The 17,638-nt window shown below is 68.8% G+C and carries 20 protein-coding genes; 11 read left to right on the forward strand and 9 right to left on the reverse strand.

Going from position 1 to position 17,638, the window contains the following annotated elements; all coding sequences use genetic code 11:
- Positions 1-9: 9 nt before the first annotated feature.
- Positions 10-456, forward strand: a complete 447-nt coding sequence (locus E0H92_RS33455; protein ID WP_131461708.1) for an SRPBCC domain-containing protein — start codon at positions 10-12, stop codon at positions 454-456.
- Here the strand turns inward: E0H92_RS33455 and E0H92_RS33460 are convergent.
- From E0H92_RS33460 to E0H92_RS33480, 5 genes are read right to left on the reverse strand one after another with little or no spacing between them, the layout of a single operon-like run.
- Positions 440-1,171 (reverse strand): MBL fold metallo-hydrolase, encoded by a 732-nt coding sequence (locus E0H92_RS33460; protein ID WP_131461709.1) that lies wholly within the window; start codon positions 1,169-1,171, stop codon positions 440-442. The two genes, E0H92_RS33455 and E0H92_RS33460, sit on opposite strands and share 17 nt — an antisense overlap.
- A complete protein-coding gene (locus E0H92_RS33465; protein WP_131292092.1) occupies positions 1,168-1,554 on the reverse strand; it encodes a YccF domain-containing protein in 387 nt (128 codons plus the stop codon). The genes E0H92_RS33460 and E0H92_RS33465 overlap by 4 nt, the downstream gene beginning before the upstream one ends.
- Positions 1,551-2,405, reverse strand: coding sequence for an alpha/beta fold hydrolase (locus tag E0H92_RS33470; RefSeq protein WP_131461710.1), 855 nt, complete (start codon positions 2,403-2,405; stop codon positions 1,551-1,553). The genes E0H92_RS33465 and E0H92_RS33470 overlap by 4 nt, the downstream gene beginning before the upstream one ends.
- The gene (locus tag E0H92_RS33475) at positions 2,377-3,513 is read right to left on the reverse strand and encodes a saccharopine dehydrogenase family protein (RefSeq protein WP_131461711.1); all 1,137 of its coding nucleotides are present in this window, start codon (positions 3,511-3,513) and stop codon (positions 2,377-2,379) included. Before E0H92_RS33475 ends, E0H92_RS33470 begins: the two co-directional genes overlap by 29 nt.
- Before the next feature lie 8 nt (positions 3,514-3,521).
- Positions 3,522-4,412, reverse strand: a complete 891-nt coding sequence (locus E0H92_RS33480) for an SDR family oxidoreductase (RefSeq protein WP_131461712.1) — start codon at positions 4,410-4,412, stop codon at positions 3,522-3,524.
- Positions 4,413-4,485: 73 nt separating this feature from the next.
- On the opposite strand from E0H92_RS33480, the gene E0H92_RS33485 reads away from it, so the two are divergent.
- Positions 4,486-5,076 (forward strand): TetR/AcrR family transcriptional regulator, encoded by a 591-nt coding sequence (locus E0H92_RS33485; protein WP_131499058.1) that lies wholly within the window; start codon positions 4,486-4,488, stop codon positions 5,074-5,076.
- A gap of 226 nt (positions 5,077-5,302) precedes the next feature.
- On the opposite strand, the gene E0H92_RS33490 is transcribed toward E0H92_RS33485, so the two are convergent.
- Entirely contained in the window at positions 5,303-5,767 is a 465-nt protein-coding gene (locus E0H92_RS33490; RefSeq protein WP_131461714.1) for a MarR family winged helix-turn-helix transcriptional regulator, read from the reverse strand.
- 78 nt (positions 5,768-5,845) lie between these two features.
- Here E0H92_RS33490 and E0H92_RS33495 point away from each other — a divergent pair, with 78 nt between their 5' ends.
- From E0H92_RS33495 to E0H92_RS33515, 5 genes are all read left to right on the forward strand, one after another.
- Positions 5,846-6,313, forward strand: coding sequence for a DUF2269 family protein (locus E0H92_RS33495; RefSeq protein WP_131499059.1), 468 nt, complete (start codon positions 5,846-5,848; stop codon positions 6,311-6,313).
- A gap of 2 nt (positions 6,314-6,315) precedes the next feature.
- Positions 6,316-6,579 carry a DUF3817 domain-containing protein gene (locus E0H92_RS33500; protein WP_202873953.1) on the forward strand — a complete coding sequence of 88 codons (264 nt, stop codon included), beginning with the start codon at positions 6,316-6,318 and terminating at the stop codon, positions 6,577-6,579.
- 9 nt (positions 6,580-6,588) lie between these two features.
- Complete coding sequence (locus tag E0H92_RS33505; RefSeq protein WP_131499060.1) at positions 6,589-7,392, forward strand: exodeoxyribonuclease III; 804 nt, start codon at positions 6,589-6,591, stop codon at positions 7,390-7,392.
- 36 nt (positions 7,393-7,428) lie between these two features.
- Positions 7,429-9,513 (forward strand): S9 family peptidase, encoded by a 2,085-nt coding sequence (locus E0H92_RS33510; RefSeq protein ID WP_131499061.1) that lies wholly within the window; start codon positions 7,429-7,431, stop codon positions 9,511-9,513.
- Between the two features lie 270 nt (positions 9,514-9,783).
- Positions 9,784-10,743, forward strand: coding sequence for a sigma-70 family RNA polymerase sigma factor (locus E0H92_RS33515; protein ID WP_131461718.1), 960 nt, complete (start codon positions 9,784-9,786; stop codon positions 10,741-10,743).
- Positions 10,744-10,806: 63 nt separating this feature from the next.
- Here E0H92_RS33515 and E0H92_RS33520 read toward each other — a convergent pair whose 3' ends face one another.
- The 3 genes from E0H92_RS33520 to E0H92_RS33530 form a co-directional block, all read right to left on the reverse strand.
- Positions 10,807-11,730: an endonuclease/exonuclease/phosphatase family protein gene (locus E0H92_RS33520; protein ID WP_131499062.1), complete on the reverse strand. Its 924-nt coding sequence runs from the start codon at positions 11,728-11,730 to the stop codon at positions 10,807-10,809.
- Between the two features lie 92 nt (positions 11,731-11,822).
- Positions 11,823-12,539 carry an HAD family hydrolase gene (locus E0H92_RS33525; protein WP_131499063.1) on the reverse strand — a complete coding sequence of 239 codons (717 nt, stop codon included), beginning with the start codon at positions 12,537-12,539 and terminating at the stop codon, positions 11,823-11,825.
- A gap of 56 nt (positions 12,540-12,595) precedes the next feature.
- Positions 12,596-13,741, reverse strand: a complete 1,146-nt coding sequence (locus tag E0H92_RS33530) for a CPBP family intramembrane glutamic endopeptidase (protein ID WP_131499064.1) — start codon at positions 13,739-13,741, stop codon at positions 12,596-12,598.
- 46 nt (positions 13,742-13,787) lie between these two features.
- Between E0H92_RS33530 and E0H92_RS33535 the strand changes: the two genes are divergently transcribed.
- Genes E0H92_RS33535 through E0H92_RS33550 form a run of 4 tightly spaced genes read left to right on the forward strand, consistent with a single transcriptional unit; the run spans position 13,788 to position 17,598 of the window.
- Complete coding sequence (locus tag E0H92_RS33535; RefSeq protein WP_131499065.1) at positions 13,788-14,756, forward strand: Dyp-type peroxidase; 969 nt, start codon at positions 13,788-13,790, stop codon at positions 14,754-14,756.
- A gap of 42 nt (positions 14,757-14,798) precedes the next feature.
- Positions 14,799-16,343 (forward strand): ATP-dependent DNA ligase, encoded by a 1,545-nt coding sequence (locus E0H92_RS33540; protein ID WP_131499066.1) that lies wholly within the window; start codon positions 14,799-14,801, stop codon positions 16,341-16,343.
- Positions 16,336-17,010, forward strand: coding sequence for a class I SAM-dependent methyltransferase (locus E0H92_RS33545; RefSeq protein ID WP_131499067.1), 675 nt, complete (start codon positions 16,336-16,338; stop codon positions 17,008-17,010). Before E0H92_RS33540 ends, E0H92_RS33545 begins: the two co-directional genes overlap by 8 nt.
- A 6-nt stretch (positions 17,011-17,016) precedes the next feature.
- On the forward strand, positions 17,017-17,598 hold the full coding sequence (locus tag E0H92_RS33550) for an O-methyltransferase (protein WP_131461726.1): 582 nt from the start codon (positions 17,017-17,019) through the stop codon (positions 17,596-17,598).
- Positions 17,599-17,638 lie beyond the last annotated feature (40 nt).

Genomic DNA, 17,638 nt, shown 5'->3' on the forward strand with positions numbered 1-17,638 from the left:
GCTGCGCCCGTGCGCGAACTCACCGCCGAGGCCGGCCTCACGGTCCCACCCGATGTGGCCTTCGAGATCTTCACCGACGAGTTCGGCCGCTGGTGGCCGCCGGAGTTCTCCTGGTCGGGTGCCGAGCTGCTGACTGACATGGGCCTGCTCGACGGTGTGCTGTACGAGCTGGGTCCGCACGGGATGCAGTGGGACTGGGGTCGGGTGCTGGCGTGGGAGCCGGGGCGCCGGCTGGTGTTCAGCTGGCAGATCGGCCCCGACAGGGTGCCGGTCCCGCGTGCCGAGGACGCGACCGAGGTCGAGGTGACCTTCCAGAAGTCGACGGTGACCGTCGCCCATCGCGGCTGGGAGCGGCATGGCGAGGCCGGCGCCGAGTACCGGACGAACTTCGAGCAGGTCTGGCCGTACGCCCTCGGACGCTTCACCGAGTACACCCGCCTCAGAACGTCAGCCTGAGACCTTCTTCGGCCGCCAGCACTTCACCGTCGAAGACTCGCTTGGCCTCTGCCACGGACACTGAGCGATCCGAACCGGGCCAGAAATGGGTCAGCAACAACCTCGACGCACCCCGAGCACCCTCGGCCGCTTCGGCGGCTGTCATCACGTAGCGGGGCTGGGTCTGCGGTGACGGGCCTTGCAGCGTCGCATCGGAGATGAAGAGATCGGTTCCCGCAGCCAATCGCGACAGCTCGGGCGACGGTCCGCTGTCTCCTGTGTACGCGACCGACATCCCTGGCGCGGAGAGTCGCACGCCAAGATTCGTCTTGTAATGCGGCAGCTCCACCGTCAGCACCTCGAACGGCCCGATCCGCGTCGTCGACGCCAGGTCGTGTACGGCGAACACGTCCGCCGGATCCGGGTGGGGTTCGAGCGCTCGCAGTACGTCGAGAACGCCCGGAGCGCAGTGCAACGGGACCGGTGGCGCGTCCGGCGCCTCGTAGTACCGCACGCGGGCGAGACCGCTCACGTCGACGCAGTGGTCCGGGTGCTGGTGCGTCACGACGACCGCATCGACCTCGCCCGTCGGGCAGTGCTCGAGCAGTCGCGGGAGGGCGGCGTACCCGAGATCGAGTACGACTCGGAAACCGTCGTACTCAAGCAGGAAGCCCGCGCAGGCCCGACCGGCCTCCGGCCAGGCGCCGCACGAACCGAGGACGGTCAGCGCCCTCACACGAACGGCCGATCCGTCGGCACGATGGTCTTGCCGAGCGGCACCAGCGACACCGGGATCAGCTTGAAGTTCGCGACCCCGAGCGGGATGCCGACGATCGTCAGGCACAACGCGATACCGGTGGTCAGATGGCCGAGCGCGAGCCACCAGCCCGCGACAACGATCCAGATGATGTTGCCGAGCAGCGCGCCGGCTCCGGCACTGCGCTTGTCCACGATGGTCCGCCCGAACGGCCACAGGGTGTACGCCGCGATCCGGAACGACGCGATCCCGAACGGGATCGTGACGATCAGCACGCAACAGATGATCCCGGCGACCGCGTAACCGACCGCCAGCCAGAACCCGGCCAGGACCAGCCAGATCAGGTTGAGGAGCGTCTTCATGTCCCCCAGCGTGCCACCTGACCGGTGTGTTCCCGTACCAACCGGGCGACAAGTCCGGGATCGTTCCGGGGCATCCAGTGGCCGCCCCTGATCACCTTGGTCGTGAGGTTCGGGGCCCACTGTGCGATGTCGGTCTGCAGCGGGGTGGTGACGAACGGGTCGGCGTCCGGCGACACCGCGAGCACGGGTACGTCGGTACGCCGTTGCGCGGGTCGGAGGAGCCGCGGGACGACGTTCGCGCGGTACAGCTTGATGCCGTTCACGTAGTCGCCGAGCGAGCGGTTGTCGTCGGGCTGCTGCCGTTCGAGGCGGTTGAAAGCGCGGTGCGCCCAGCCTTTGCGCCAACCGAGCTCCGGGAGCCATGGGAGGTGGAAGTAGAAGATGTACCAGGAGTGCAGCAGCTGTTTGAGCGCCGCGCGGGAGCGCCTTCTGAGGAAGTAACCGGCGTGATCGAGCGACGGGCCGGAGATGGACGTGAAGGACGCGATACGCGATTCCAGGTCGGGCGCGGTCACGAAATGCCACGCCTGGATCGAGCCCCAGTCGTGGGCGAGCACGTGCACGGGACGGTCGGGTGACACCTGGTCGATGACTGCCCGGAAGTCCTCCTGCAGGCGGTCGAGCACGTACGCCGCGGTGCTCCCCGGGTGATCGGACGCGCCGGCGCCGCGGACGTCGTACGCGACCACCTGGAAGTCGTCGGCGAGCAAGTCGGCCACTGGCGCCCAGAGCGAAGCGTTGTCCGGATAGCCGTGCACACAAACCAGCACCGGGGCATCGTGGTTGTTGTAGTTGTAGACGGCGAGGGTGGTGCCGTCCTGGCTAGTAGCTGTCGACTTCGAGGGTGGCAAAGGTCATCCCCGCTTTCACCAGGCGCTCACGCAGAGCGGGTCCCATCGCGGCGGCAGTCGTGGTTTGGCCGGCGGTCTCCGGCAGATCGTCGAGCGCCAGGCACAGAGCGCTCTCGCCGAGCATTTTCGCGGTCTCGTCGTACCCGGGGTCCCGGCCCGCGACCTCGGTGATCACCTGCTTGCCACCGCCCCGGCCGACGAACCGCACGTTGAACCACGACCGCGCCCGCTGTTCCGCACTCGGACCGTCACCGGGCTGGAGACGCTTCAGCAGCGCGTTCCGGATCGGCGGCACCTGGGCGCCCGCGACCAGCAGACCCACCCCACCGATGCCCGCGGCAACAGTCGGGAGACGCTTCATCGCGGCGTAGTGCGAGTACCGGAAGTCGGGCCCGTAGCGATCGAGCAGCCGGCCCGAGTACCCGACGATCTGCGGATCGATCGTCGGCAACGGAACCGCCCAGAACCCCTGCTGGCGGTGGATCTTCCCCGGCACCGCCCGCGCCCTCCGGTCCGCCGGCCGGGGTTCGGCCGCGCGCCGGGCTCGGTGCGCGGCCAGGTTCTGTTTCGGTCGCGAGAACGCGGTGATCGCGGTATGGAACGTTCCGCCGGACGGGCGACCGCCGGCGCGCAGCAGTCCGTCGACCCGGATCGGCACGTTCTCCGGCAACTGCTCGACCGTGTACTGCACACCCAGGTCGTACGGAATCGAGTCGAAGCCGCACGCGTGGACGATCCGGGCACCGGTCTGCGTCGCGCGCTCGTGGTACCGCACGTACATTCGGTCCAGGAACTCCGGCTCACCGGTCAGATCGAGATACCCGGTGCCGGCCTCGGCGCAGGCCGCGACGAGCGGTTCGCCGTACTCGACGTACGGACCGACCGTGGTCGCGACGACCTTCGTGGACTCGGCGAGCTCGCGCAGGGAGTTCGGGTCGGTGACGTCCGCCACGAGGATGTCCCGGCCGAACCGCTCCAGCTTCTGTTTGTTGCGTCCGGCAACGGCCCAGCGGAGGCCGTCCGGCGCGTTCTTCTCCAGGTACTCCGCCGTGAGCGCGCCCGTGAACCCGCTCGCTCCCAGCAGTACGACGTCGTACTCGCGGCTCATCTCTGGGCTCATTTCTGGGCCGCGGCGGCGTCCGCCAGCCCGCCGGCGCCGCTCGGTCGTGAGGACGCCTCGGCGCCGCGCGACTGGACATCGGCCAGCGCCGCCGCGTCGGCCTTCGGCACGCTGAACCGCGAACCGGCCTCGATGACATGCGGGATCACCCAGCGGAACACCTTCAGCGCGCCGATCCAGCCCGGCACGTGCACGGTGCGGGAGCGCTTCCTGATGCCCTCCACGAACTTGCCCACCGCGAACTCCAGCGAGTACGTCTTGCTCACGCCCGGGATCCCGGTCCGCACCTTGCCGAACACCGGGTGCGTGTCGACCCCGCGCACCATGTCGGTGTCGACGAACGTCATATGCGCGACGCCGACCCGGACGCCGAGGTGCTTCAGCTCCGGCCGCAACGTGTCCCCCATCGCCTCGACCCCGGCCTTGGACACGTTGTACGACGCGAGGCCCGGGATGTGCACGATCGCGGCCAGGGAGGAGACGAGCAGGAGGTAGCCCTTGCTCTCCAGCAGGTACGGCAGCGTCAGGTGAACGGTCCGCCAGACACCGATCAGGTCGACGTCCAGAACACGCTCCCAGACCTTCGGGTCCATGCTCCGGCTGAATCCCGGCGCGGCGATCCCGGCGTTCGCCATCACGACGTCGATCCGGCCGTAGCGCTCGGCGATCGCCTCGACCGCCGTCCGCAGCGAGTCGGTGTCGGTGACATCGGCCTCCCACCAGCCGGCGTCCGGTCCGCAGTCCTCGGCGACCTTCCTCAGCTCGTCCGGCTCCAGGCCGACCAGCGCGAGTTTGGCGCCGTCCTGCGTCAGCTTCCGGGCGACCGCGGCGCCGATCCCCCGGGAGGCGCCGGTGATGAGCACGACTTGACCGGGCAACGGACGCATCGGGACCTCCAGCTTGTTGAGTGGATACTCAACAGTAAGTGCTTGTTGACCGAATACTCAATAGACTGACCCTATGAGCCAGACCTCTTCCTCCGGTGCCCGGCTGCGGCCCGACGAGCGGCGGGCGCAGATCCTCGCCGCGGCGCGCCGGGTGCTGCTCGCGGACCCGCACCGCGAGCTCACGGTCGAACTCGTCGCCGCCGAGGCCGGCGTCTCCCCCGCGCTCCTCTTCCACTACTTCGGCTCCAAGAAGAAGTTCCAGTACGCCGTGATCGAGGAGGCCGCCGCCGAGGTCATGCTGCGCACCGCCCCGGACCCGTCGCTGCCTCCCGACGAGCAACTGCGGGCCGGGATCCGCGCGTTCGTGCGCGCCGTCCTCGAAGCGCCCCAGCTCTACCGGGCGACACTGCTGATGTCGGCCGCCGGCGACCCGGAGATCCGGGCACTGCACTCCGATCTGCGCCGGGTCTTCAGCCAATGGGTGATCAGCGCCGTCGCGGAGCGTGGCATCGAGATCACCCCCGTCGTCGAGCTCGCGTGCCACGGCTGGCAGGGTTACGTCGAACAGACCCTGCTGGTGTGGATCGACAACCCAACCGTCTCGCCGGAAGCCCTCGAACACCTCTGCGAGCAGTCACTGGACGCCATCCTGTCGACAACCTAGTGTCCTGCGCCGCAGGTTCGCGTCGTAGGTCGGTCCTGATGCGATCGCGGGTCAAAGTGCCCGTCATCTTTGTGCACGGCTCAACCACGAAAACCGGCCGATCGTGGTTGGTGGGTACACAAAGATGCCGTGGACTGGTCGCGCCGGATGAAGTGCCACGGCCCGGCCGTGATGAGTCCTTCGAGCCTGCACTTATCTCACGAACTTCGGGCGCAGGACACTCGCCTCACGACGACTTCCGAGTGACCTCCGACGGGTCGTCGGCGAGCGCGGCTAGCAACTGCAGGACCTGGCCTGCCAGACCGTCGGCCGCCTCCGCACCGAGCTGCGCGGCCAGCTCCGCATCGATCGCGGACAGCACGACCCGACAGCGACCGAGCAGCTGCTCACCTGCAGCGGTGACCTTCAGGTCTGCGGCCCGCCCTCGCCCAGGTGCCGTCAGTCGCTCGACAGCCCCCATGTCCTGCAACTGCAGGAGCGTCGACTGCATGCTCTGGGTTGTGATGCCGTCTCTCCGGGCGAGCTCGCTGTAGGACAGCCCCGGCTGGTGTGCGAGATGCCCCAGCGCTGAGAAGTGCCGCAGCGACAGGCCCTCCGCCCGGAGATCACGCTCCAACCGCGTGCGCAGCCCTCCCCCCAGCATCACCAGCAACAGCGCGGGACTCAGCGGCGGTCGCCCGGTCTCTCCCATCCGGCAATCATCGCAGGTTTCAGTCTCACTGATACTTGAGTTACAGTCTGCCTGAAACTTTCGACCCTGGGGAGTGTGATGAACAAGTTCCTGCTCAGCGTCCATGTCCTGGCCGCGATCATCTTCGTCGGTCCGGTGACGATCGCCGCGAGCACGTTCCCGCCGATCGCCCGCCGGGCGCTCCTGGCGGAGGCGCCGGACGCCGCGGTGCTGGAGGTCCTCCACCGCATCAGCCGGGTCTACGCGATCGGCGGTCTGGCCGTGCCCGTCTTCGGTCTTGCGGTGGCCGGCGGGATGGGGGTGCTGGGCGACTATTGGCTGATCATCTCGATGATCCTCACGCTGGTCGCCGCAGCCTTGCTCGCCTTCGTCGTCATCCCCACACAGTCCCGTGTCCTGGCAGCGGCCGGCGCCGGTCCCGACGTACGCACGGCACTGCTCCCCCAGGCCAAGGCACTGTCCATGACCACCGGCCTGTTCGCCCTCCTGTGGGCCGTCGTCGTGGTGCTGATGATCGTCCGCCCCGGTTCGACGACGGGGGCCTGACGATGAAGGTGCTGAAGATCGCGGCAGCCGTCGAGGCCGCGACGGTGTGCTTGCTGTTCGCGAACCTCCTCACCGTGCATTGGGCGCCCTTCTCGTCGGTGCTGGGTCCGACGCACGGTACGGCGTACCTCGTGACGATCGTGACGGTCCTGACCTCGGCCGGCGCGTCGCCGCGGGCAAAGGTGCTCTCGTTCGTACCTGCGGTCGGCGGGTACCTAGCGTTGCGGAGGATGCCGGCGCGCGAGCCGTCGGGGTCTGCGCGTTAGGGTTCTCCGGTGCTGACGGTTGCCACGGTGAATGTGAACGGGATCAGGGCCGCCTTCCGGCGCGGGATGGCGCCGTGGCTGGAGAGCACGGACCCGGACCTGTTGCTGATGCAGGAAGTTCGCGCATCGGACGACGTACTGCGGGAACTGCTGGGCGGCGACTGGAACATCGCCCACGCCGAGCCGGCGATCGACGGGCACAAGGGACGCGCGGGCGTCGCGGTCGCGAGCCGGCGGCCGATCAAGGACGAGCGCGGCGAGATCGGTCCCGAGCGGTTCGCCGGGACCGGGCGCTGGGTCGAGGCGGACGTCGTGCTGGACGACGGTACGACGTTGACCGCGGTCAGCACGTACGTGTTCACCGGGGAGTTCGAGACCCCGCCGCGGCAGGAGGAGAAGTACGCGTTCCTGGACGCGATCACCGCGCGGCTGACCGAGCTGCGGGCGGACGGGCGGCACGTGCTGATGTGCGGCGACCTGAACATCGCGCACCGCGAGGAAGACCTGAAGGCCTGGAAGGCGAACCGCAAGAAGAGCGGCTTCCTGCCCGAGGAACGCGCCTGGATGGACCGCCTGTTCGAGGCCGGCTGGGTCGACCTCGGCCGCCGCTTCGGCGGCGAAGGCCCCGGCCCGTACTCGTGGTGGTCCTGGCGCGGCAAGGCCTTCGACAACGACGCCGGCTGGCGCATCGACTACCAGATCGCCTCGCCGGAGCTGGCCGCCGCCGCGAGAACCTGCGTCGTCCACCGAGCCCCGACGTACGCCGAACGCTGGAGCGACCACGCCCCGGTCGTGGCGACGTACGACATCTGAATAGTTCTTGTCCGGGGGCGCAGGTAGTCTCGCGGCATGTCTGAGATTTCTTCCTCTGTGACGCCGCCGGTTGCTGCGCGGAAGCCGGTTGAGCGGGTGCATCACGGTGATGTGTTCGTCGACGAGTACGAGTGGTTGCGGGACAAGGGCGACGACGAGGTGCTGGGGTACCTGCGGGCCGAGAACGCGTACACCGAGGCGCGGACGGCGCACCTGGAATCGTTGCGTGAGGCAATCTTCAAGGAGATCTCGGACCGGACGCAGCAGACCGACCTGAGCGTCCCGGCCCGGCGCGGCGGGTACTGGTACTACTCGCGCACGATCGAGGGCCGGCAGTACTCGTTGCACTGCCGGGTGAAGGTCGACGGCGACCAGCCGCCCGCGACCGACGGCGAGATCGCGGGCGAAGAGGTCATGCTCGACGGTAACGAGGTGGCCGGCGACTCCGAGTTCTTCTCGCTCGGCACCGTCGACGTGTCCCCCGACGGCCGCCTGCTCGCGTACTCGGTCGACCTCAAGGGCGACGAGCGGTTCACCCTGCGGATCAAGGACCTCGACACCGGCGAGCTGCTGCCGGACGAGCTGCCCGAGGTGCACTACGGCTCGGCGTGGTCCGCCGACGGGTCGACGATCTTCTACACCAAGGTCGACGACGCCTGGCGCCCGTACCAGGTGTGGAGGCACGCCCTGGGCGCGGCCGACGACGTCCTGGTGATGGAAGAGGCGGACGAGCGGTTCTGGGTCGGCGTCGACCTGACCCGCAACGAGCAGGCGATCATGATCGCGCTCGGCAGCAAGCTCACCAGCGAGGTCTGGCTGCTCGACGCCCAGAACCCGACAGGTGACCCGGTCGTGGTCGCGGCCCGCCGCGAGGGCGTCGAGTACGACGTCGAGCACGCCGGCGACCAGCTCCTGATCACGCACAACGCCGACGCCGCCAACTTCTCGCTGGCGTCCGCGCCGCTCGACTCCCCCGGCGACTGGACGACGCTGATCGAGGGCGACGAGACCAGCCGTCTGCTCGGCGCCGACGCGTTCGCCGACCACGTCATCCTGTACCGGCGCCGCAACGCGCTCACCGAGCTCGCGATCATGCGGCGTACCGCGGACGGCTTCGGCGACCCCGAAGTACTCGAGTTCGATGAGCCGATCTACACCGTGTCCCCCGGGCGCAACGACGAGTGGCACGACACCCGCTACCGCTTCGGCTACACCTCCCTCGTCACCCCGGGTTCGACGTACGACGTAGATGTCGCGACGGGCGAGCGCCGACTGCTCAAGCAGCAGCCCGTGCTCGGCGGCGTCGACACGAGCGACTACACCCAGTACCGCGAGTGGGCGACCGCTCCGGACGGGACGAAAGTGCCGATCTCGATGGTCGCGCGCAAGGACGTCGCGAAGGACGGGAACGCGCCGGTCGTGCTGTACGGGTACGGCTCGTACGAGACGTCCGTCGACCCGTGGTTCTCGATCCCGCGGCTGTCGCTGCTCGACCGCGGCGTGGTGTTCGCGATCGCGCATATCCGCGGCGGCGGCGAGCTCGGCCGGCACTGGTACGACGACGGCAAGATGCTCACCAAGCGGAACACGTTCACCGACTTCGTCGCGGCCGCCGAGCACCTGGTGCGGGCCGGCTGGACCAGGCCGGAGCGGATCGTCGCGCAGGGCGGCAGTGCCGGCGGGCTGCTGATGGGCGCGGTCGCGAACCTGGCCCCGCAGGCCTTCGGCGGAATCGTCGCGGAAGTCCCGTTCGTCGACGCGTTGACGACGATTCTGGACCCGTCCCTGCCGCTCACCGTGATCGAGTGGGAGGAATGGGGCAATCCGCTCGAGGACCCGGCTGTCTACGAGTACATGAAGTCCTACTCGCCGTACGAAAACGTCACCGCGCAGAACTATCCGCGCATCCTCGCGATCACCAGCCTGAACGACACCCGGGTGTTCTTCGTCGAGCCGGCGAAGTGGATCGCGAAACTCCGGGCGACCGCGGCCGGCGACCCCGACGTACTGCTCAAGACCGAGATGGACGCCGGGCACGGCGGCCGCAGCGGGCGGTACGACGCCTGGCGCGAGGTCGCGTTCTCGCTGTCGTGGGAGCTGGACACCCTCGGACTCAGCTGACGGCCGAGCTGGAACTGCGGGAATTTCCGCCCCCGGGCGTGTGTTGTGCAACACATCCGGGGGCACCGGAACACAGTGATTCTGGACGAATTCTCAGCTTCCGCGGCGCGTGTTGTGCCGAATAGTCCCGTCAGGTTCAGGGACACCGGTTTCCAGCGCGATTTCGCTGCCAGGAACTCTCAGGGAACGTTCAGGGTGTTTACACACTCGTCCTGGAATCTTGAACCCTACTCGAGCGTTGCTCTCCATGTAACGACGAAGGGAGTTTCGGTGGCTCGCATGGCTCGTGTCCGGTCCACGGACGACGGTATCGACGGCAAGGACAGCGTCGGTCTCTACCTCGAGGAGATCGCTCGCACTCCTTTGCTGACAGCTGAGGAAGAAGTCGAGCTCGCTGAAACGGTCGAGGCAGGACTCCTCGCGGAGCAACTGCTGGCCGAAGGGCGGGTTGGACGTAAGAAGGGCGGAGCGCCCAAATATGCCACGGAGGAGGAGCTGGAGTGGCTGGCCGCAGAGGGCCGGCGCGCGCAGCAGCGGTTCGTGACCGCCAACCTCCGGCTCGTGGTGTCGATCGCCCGCCGCTACGGGCGGTCCCAGATGCCGCTGCTGGACCTGGTCCAGGAGGGCAACACGGGACTCATCCGCGCGGTGGAGAAGTTCGACTACCGGAAGGGTTTCAAGTTCTCGACGTACGCGACCTGGTGGGTCCGGCAGGCCATCACCCGCGGTATCGCGCAGCAGGCCCGCGTGGTCCGGCTGCCGGTGCACGTGGTGGAGCAGCTGAACCAGATCGGGTCGGCGCGGCGCACGCTGGAGCGCAAGCTCGGGCGGGAGCCGGAGATCGAAGAGATCGCGCTGGAGCTGGGCCTGGACGAGGAGCGGGTCACCGAACTGATCCGCATTGGCCGGGACCACATCAGCCTGAACAGCCCGGTCGACGACGAGGGTGAGACCTCGCTGGGTGACCTGATCGCGGCCGAGACCGCGCCGGGGCCGGACCAGCTGGTCGCCGACGCGTCGGACCGCTCGGGGCTGTTCAGCCTGGTCGACCAGCTCGACCCGCGGTCCGCGGACGTGATCCGGCGCCGCTACGGTCTGCACGACGGCCGCCAGGCCAAGCTGGCCGACATCGGCGCGGTGCACGGCATCTCCGCTGAGCGGGTCCGCCAGATCGAGCGCGAGGCGCTGGGCCGCCTCCGTCTGATGGCAGACCCGACGCTGGCCGCGTAACACCCACCCCGAAACCCCTCAGGACCCCCGAGCCACGATCTGGCTCGGGGGTCCTTTCGGTTCTCAGCCCAGGTGGATCCAGGACTCCACCGGAAGGTGGTCACTCGGGAACTGCCCGTTCTTGCTGAAGGTGTTGATGCTCGCCTTCGAGACGCGCAGACCCGGGGTGGTGAGGATCCAGTCGATCCGGTCCCCGTTCGGCGTCAGCGGCTTGTACCCGTGGAACGTCGCGTACAGCGCGCTGCGGCGCTCGGCCGTCACCCAGCTGTCCGCGAACTTGCCGCTGGTGACGAGCTTGTCGTACACGGTCAGCCCCGGTTTGGCGGCCTCGTTGTAGTCCGCGGTCATGATGATCGGCAGCGCCGGGTCGAACCCGGCGATCCGCTGCAGGATCAGGTCGGCGGACTTGGAGCGCGTGGTCGCGTCGTACGCCTCCAGATGCGTGTTGACCGCGTAGAACTCCTGGGACGTGGCCTTGTCCTTGAAGCGGACCCAGGTGACCATCCGCGGGCAGCAGCCGGCCCAGGTCTTCGAGCCGATCACGTCCGGGGTGTCCGACAGCCAGAAGTGGTCGTACTCGAGCGGCTGCAGCCGGCGCTGGTCGAAGAAGACCATCATGAACTCGCCCTTGCTGCCGCCCTCCCGCCCGAGCCCGATCGAGTCGTACGCCGGGCCGAGGTCGGAGGCGATGTCCTGGAGCTGGGAGTACAGCCCTTCCTGGGTGCCGATGAGCTGCGGGCGGGCCTGCCGCAGCTGCTCCCGCATGACCGGACGACGATCCGCCCAGGTGTTCGGCGGGGTGTCGCTGGCGTACCGCAGGTTGTACGACATGACGTGCAGCGGGCCTGCCGAGGCACTGACGGCGGCCTCGGCGGTGATCGGAGAGGTGGCCGGGGCGGCCTGCGACAGACCGCTGGTGAGCGTCAGGCCGGCGACGGCAGCCGCGACGAGCGCGGCCAGCCGACGGCGCCCGGTGATGGTGAACATGTCAAAAACCTCCAAGGGCGGTTTGCAAGGAGGTTGGACGTTAACCAGGTCGGGTGACCAGTCGCTAGCCGTAGCGCGTCGCGGACGTGACGTCAGGCAGCCGCTTCGTTCCAGGAGTCGATCAGCGGGACCAGCTCGGACAGGCGCTGGACGGTGGCGTCCGGCGTACCTTCCGTGTGGCCGATCTGCTCGGCCGGGATCGCGCTGTGCGGCAGATGCGCGGCACGCATGCCGACGTTCTGCGCACCCCAGACGTCGTCGAACAGCCGGTCGCCGACGAACAGGCACCGGGACGGCTCGGACACCCCGACCGCCTGCATCGCAGCCAGGAACGCCTCCGGGTGCGGCTTGGTGTGCGCAATCTCGCTGGTGTAGACGGCTCCGTCGAGCAGGTCGAGTACGCCGTCGCGCGCGAAGACCTCCTCGTGGCGCCGGCGCGGCCAGATCGTGTTCGACAGGACGCCGACCTTGAGACCGCGATCGCGCAGCGCCTGCAAGGTGTCGACCGCGTCCGGCTCCAGCACGGTGTGCGGATCCCACTGCCGCTCGTACTCCGCCAGCGCCGCGGGTGTCATCACCACCTCGGCGAGCAGGCACACCTCCTCGAGGGTGCTGCTGCGGTGCTCGTCGCGGGAACGCCGCCACACGGAGCCCTCGGCCGCGACCAGCCGCGCCGCCAGCTCCTCGGCGTTCTCCTTGTCGAGCAGCGCCGAGACGGCCAGCCAGGTCTCGTGCAGAGAGATGTCGTGCCAGGTTGCCAGGGTGCCGCCCCAGTCGAACAGGACGGCTTCGATCTTCGCGTTCGTCACCCGGCAAAGCCTGCCAGAGCCGACCGACAGTTCTCGCCTGCTTTTCAGCCCCGGTGTCAGCTCAGGCGGCGGATCTCCTGCCGGCGCGCCAGCCACGTGACGGCGAGCAGATAGAACGCCAGGCAGGGGATGTCCGCGACGAACAGCGTCCACGGAGCGCTCCCCTGCACGTTCCACTGATCCAGCCGGCCAGTTGCCGCCGGCAACAAGAAGGCGATCAGGTTGTTCATCACGTGCAGCGCGATCGCGGCTTCCAGTCCCCCGGTCCGGACCGTCAGCCAGCCGACCACCAGCGCGAACAGGAAGATGTCGGCCATCGCCCAGCCGATGTACCCGTGGGCGGACGCGAACGCGACGCCGCCGACGACGATCCCGGGCCACGGCGACCGGAACACCGCCCGCAACCAGCGCGCCTTCCCGTTCGGGTCGTCCGGCCCGTAGGCGCCGAGCGCCTGGATCAGCCAGCCGCGGAACACGAACTCCTCGGCCGCCGACTGGAACGGCACCAGGAACAGGATCACCAGCGCCGGTACGACGAACGCGCCGAAACCGATCCAGTCACCGCCGGAGGTCCCGATCGACTCGTCGGCCGGAGCCACCGCGTCGACCAGCACCCCTGCCAGGAACGAGAGCGCGATGTACCCGAGCGCCGGCAGGCAGCACCACAGCAGCCAGCGCCAGCGGATCCGGTTCAGCACCGACGCGACGCTCCAGAACGGGCGGCGCTGCACCATCCACGCGATCAGGCCGACGAGCGGGGTCAGGACGCCGAGCAGCACCAGCGTCGAGGCGAGGTTCTCGGTGTCGCTCGGGAAGATGTCCGTGCCGCTGGGCGTCGGGAACGGTCCGGCGAGGACCCGGTGCGCGATCACCCACATGACCACGACGAGCGACGTCAGGACGAACCCGAAGAGCACGAGCAGGATGGTTCCCACGAGGGGCCGCCACCAGGCGTGTTTCGCAGTACGGGCCAGCCGGTGGTACGGCGTACCCGCTGGAGCCGGGACCGTGCGCGGCTCGCGAGGCGCGTACGGCGACGGGAAGGCGCCGTACGGCTGCTGGTACGGCGGTGGATAGTGGGGCGGGTACTGCTGTGGATGCTGCTGGGGGTAGGGGCTGCCGTGGGGCGGCGGTGGCGGTGGCTGCCCCGGCTGGGAGTATGGGCCCGGGTGCGGAGGCGGTCCGGGCTGCTGCGGGTCCATGACTGGACTCTAGAAGACCGGACCAACTGGACGGAGGGAGAACACGGTGGTTACTGAACCGACGCTCGGGGCGAACCGGCAGACGGACGCGTTGCCGCAGTCCGTGCTGATGCCGCTGAGCGGTTCCGCCATCTTCCTGGTCGTCGAGGTCGAGCCGGGCGGCGAGGACCGGACCAGGGACCTGCTGGAGCGGCTGAGCGGTCTGGTGCGTTCGGTCGGGTTCCGCGTGCCGGCCGGCAACCTCTCGTGTGTCACCAGCATCGGCTCGGACGTCTGGGACCGTTTGTTCAGTGGTGCGCGCCCGGCCGAACTGCACCCGTTCGTCGAACTGAAGGGCGCGACGCACCACGCACCGGCGACGGCGGGCGATCTGCTCTTCCATATCCGGGCGGCGCACCAGGACCAGTGCTTCGAGCTCGCCGGCCAGATCATGAACGTCCTCGACGGCGCCGCGACGGTGGTCGACGAGGTGCACGGCTTCAAGTACTTCGAGATGCGCGACCTGCTCGGCTTCGTCGACGGCACCGAGAACCCGAGCGGCCAGGAGGCGCACGCGGCCGTCCTGATCGGTGATGAGGACCCGGACTTCCGCGGCGGCAGCTACGTGATCGTGCAGAAGTACCTGCACGACCTGAAGGCCTGGAACACGCTGACCGTCGAGCAGCAGGAACTCGCGGTCGGCCGGACCAAGCTCGACGACATCGAGCTCGACGACGACAGGAAGCCCGGCAACGCGCACATCGTGCTGAACGTGGTCGAGGACGAGGACGGCAACGAACTGCAGATCCTGCGCGACAACATGCCGTTCGGCACCATCGGCACACAGGAGTTCGGCACCTACTTCATCGGGTACGCGAAGACGCCGGCGGTGACCGAGCTGATGCTCCGGCGGATGTTCATCGGCGTACCCGAGGGCAACCACGACCGCCTGCTCGACTTCTCCACCGCGGTCACCGGCGGCCTGTTCTTCACACCACCCGCCGCCTTCCTGGACGACCTGCCCCCGGCTCCCTGAGCGGTTCATGGAAGTGTCGGTGGGTTGGGTGACACTGGGGGCATGTTGCTCACCGAGGTGGTTGAGACGTCGGCCGCGCTGGCCGGGACCCGGTCGCGGCTGAAGAAGGCCGAGCTCATCGCGGGGTTGTTGTCCAAGGCCACCGAGCCGGCCGAGATCGAGATCGTCGTGACGTACCTGTCGGGCGAGCTGCGGCAGCGGCGTACCGGGGTGGGCTGGCGGACGCTGATGGACGCTCCGGATCCGGCCGCGGAGCCGACGGTGACCGTCCAGGAGGTCGACGCGGCGTTCGCGGAGCTGGCGGAGATGTCGGGCACCGGTGTGCAGGCTCGCCGGCGAGCTGCGGTGGATGGCCTGTTCGGGCGGGCGACGGAGGACGAGCAGCGGTTCCTGCGGCTGCTTGTCGGTGGTGAGCTGCGGCAGGGCGCGCTCGACGGGGTGATGGCCGATGCGGTCGCGCGAGCGACGGGCATTCCGCTCGACAAGATCCGGGCCGCGGCGATGCTGCGCGGGGCGGCTGCTCCGGTCGCGGTCGCCGTACTGACCGAGGGCGAGGCGGGGCTCGCGCAGTTCGGGCTTGAGGTCGGTCGCGGCGTGCAGCCGATGCTCGCGCAGTCGGCGACGACTGTGGCGGAGGCGTTGGCGAAGACCGGTACGCCGGCGGCGCTCGAGTGGAAGCTTGACGGGATCCGGATCCAGGCGCACCGGGACGGCTCGGACGTCGTCGTGTACACGCGGACCTTGGACGACATCACCGCACGGGTGCCTGAGGTGGTGAGCGCCGTGCTCGCGCTCGATGCGCAGCGGGTCGTGCTCGACGGGGAGCTCATCGCGTTGCGGAGCGACGGGCGGCCGGAGCCGTTCCAGGTGACCGGGTCGCGGACGGCGACGCGGGCCGCGACGGGGCCGGAGTCGGTGCCGCTGACGCCGTACTTCTTCGACATCCTGCATCAGGACGGTGAGGATCTGCTCGGGCTCGACGGAGCGGCGCGGCAGGAGTGGCTAGCGAAGCTCGTGCCGGAGGAGCGGCGGATCCCGCGGCTCGTGACCGATGACGCGGAGGCCGGTCAGGCGTTCTTCGCGGAGGCGGTGCGGCGCGGGCACGAGGGTGTGGTGGTGAAGTCGTTGACCGTTCCGTACGAGGCCGGGCGGCGTGGTTCGGGATGGGTCAAGGTCAAGCAGACGCACACGCTCGACCTGCTCGTGCTGGCAGCCGAGTGGGGTCACGGCCGACGGACGGGCTGGCTGTCGAACCTGCATCTGGGCGCGCGGGACGAGGAGACCGGCGAGTTCGTGATGCTCGGGAAGACGTTCAAAGGGCTGACGGACGAGCTGCTGCGGTGGCAGACGGAGCGGTTCCAGGAGCTCGCCGTACGGCGGGACGACTGGGCTGTGTACCTCCGGCCGGAGGTGGTGGTCGAGATCGCGTTCGACGGCGTGCAGACCTCGCCGCGGTATCCGGCCGGGATGGCGCTGCGGTTCGCCCGGGTGATCCGGTATCGCGAGGACAAGCGGCCCGCCGACGTTGATACCGTGCGGACGGTGCGCGAGATCCACACCGGTTCCGATGAGGTGAGAGATGACTGAGGATCCAGATGTCGTGTCGCGGCGGATCGCGCGCGAGTCACTCGACCGCGAGGACCCCACCGGCTGGTTCGAGAACCTGTACGCCGCGGCCGCGGAAGGCTCCGCCGTCGTCCCCTGGGATCGCGGTACGGCGCACCAGTTGCTGCTCGAATGGGTCGAGGAATCGTCGCCGGACGGTGCGGACAAGACCGCGCTGATCGTCGGCGCGGGGACCGGGTGGGACGCCGAACTGATCGCGGACCGTGGGTACGACACGACCGCGTTCGACATCTCCCCCACCGCGATCGAGACCGCGCACCGCAATCACCCGGACTCGAAGGCGCACTACCGGGTCGCCGATCTGCTCGCGCCGCCGGCCGACTGGCAGCACGCGTTCGACCTGGTCGTGGAGATCTACACCGTGCAGGCGCTTCCGATCGCACTCCAGCCTGACGCCGTCAAGCACGTCACCGAGTTCGTGGCACCCGGCGGCACCCTGCTCGTCATCGCTGCCGCTCGGCCCGACGACCAGCCTGACGCCGCCATCCAGGGCCCGCCCTGGCCGCTCACCCGCGCGACCATCCAGTCGTTCGCGACCGCGGACCTCCGGCTTATCCAACTCACGCAGTCCCCGAGCCCGGCCGACGAGAGCGTCCTGCGTTGGCGCGCCGAATACTTGCGCGACTGAGAGCTCATGGCCGACCTGCCGCTGGTGCAGCGCGCTCAGGACGCGGCTCTTGAAGTTGGGATGCCGCTGCGGCGGGAAGGAACCGGACCGTCCTGCTGCCTGCCTGACGTTGGCCGGTTCCTGGCCGTACTGGCGGCTGGATGCGTCGACGGTCTGATCGGTGAGGCGGGGACCGGTGTCGGCTACGGGTCGGCGTGGATGGCGTCGGCGATGCCGAGCTCATGCCGTCTGGTGACGGTGGAGCTGGACGAGAGACGGGCGGCCGCTGCTCGGCGGGTGTTCGTGGATGAGCCGCGGGTCGAGGTGGTGCACGGGGACTCGTTCGATGAGTTGGCTCGGCGCGCGCCGTTCGATCTGCTCTTCGCGGACGGTAGTCGGCAGCCCGGCCAGATGGTGGAGTTGCTGCGGATCGGTGGGCGGCTGGTGTGCGATGACGTGACGCCGGTGGACGTGCTGCCTGCGGATTCGCCGTACCGCGATCACGACCCGAAGCGGGAGTTCTTCTTCGGTGATCCACGGCTCGTGGCTGCTGAGATGGTGCTTCCGGATCTGCGGAACTCGGTGCTGGTGGGGACTCGGATGGGCTGAGATCGCATGGGAACACTTGTTCGAAAATGATGTAGACTCG

Origin of the sequence: Kribbella speibonae (assembly GCF_004331375.1) — a bacterium.
Lineage (GTDB): Bacteria > Actinomycetota > Actinomycetes > Propionibacteriales > Kribbellaceae > Kribbella > Kribbella sindirgiensis.

Excerpts from the sequence above, each read along its gene's own strand:
- E0H92_RS33490 (WP_131461714.1), bottom strand. The coding sequence starts at position 5,767 with ATGGGAGAGACCGGGCGACCGCCGCTGAGTCCCGCGCTGTTGCTGGTG.
- E0H92_RS33550 (WP_131461726.1), top strand. The coding sequence starts at position 17,017 with ATGGCCGACCTGCCGCTGGTGCAGCGCGCTCAGGACGCGGCTCTTGAA.
- E0H92_RS33465 (WP_131292092.1), bottom strand. The coding sequence starts at position 1,554 with ATGAAGACGCTCCTCAACCTGATCTGGCTGGTCCTGGCCGGGTTCTGG.
- E0H92_RS33510 (WP_131499061.1), top strand. The coding sequence starts at position 7,429 with ATGTCTGAGATTTCTTCCTCTGTGACGCCGCCGGTTGCTGCGCGGAAG.
- E0H92_RS33540 (WP_131499066.1), top strand. The coding sequence starts at position 14,799 with ATGTTGCTCACCGAGGTGGTTGAGACGTCGGCCGCGCTGGCCGGGACC.
- E0H92_RS33495 (WP_131499059.1), top strand. The coding sequence starts at position 5,846 with ATGAACAAGTTCCTGCTCAGCGTCCATGTCCTGGCCGCGATCATCTTC.
- E0H92_RS33500 (WP_202873953.1), top strand. The coding sequence starts at position 6,316 with ATGAAGGTGCTGAAGATCGCGGCAGCCGTCGAGGCCGCGACGGTGTGC.
- E0H92_RS33530 (WP_131499064.1), bottom strand. The coding sequence starts at position 13,741 with ATGGACCCGCAGCAGCCCGGACCGCCTCCGCACCCGGGCCCATACTCC.
- E0H92_RS33475 (WP_131461711.1), bottom strand. The coding sequence starts at position 3,513 with ATGAGCCGCGAGTACGACGTCGTACTGCTGGGAGCGAGCGGGTTCACG.
- E0H92_RS33545 (WP_131499067.1), top strand. The coding sequence starts at position 16,336 with ATGACTGAGGATCCAGATGTCGTGTCGCGGCGGATCGCGCGCGAGTCA.
- E0H92_RS33480 (WP_131461712.1), bottom strand. The coding sequence starts at position 4,412 with ATGCGTCCGTTGCCCGGTCAAGTCGTGCTCATCACCGGCGCCTCCCGG.
- E0H92_RS33520 (WP_131499062.1), bottom strand. The coding sequence starts at position 11,730 with ATGTTCACCATCACCGGGCGCCGTCGGCTGGCCGCGCTCGTCGCGGCT.
- E0H92_RS33485 (WP_131499058.1), top strand. The coding sequence starts at position 4,486 with ATGAGCCAGACCTCTTCCTCCGGTGCCCGGCTGCGGCCCGACGAGCGG.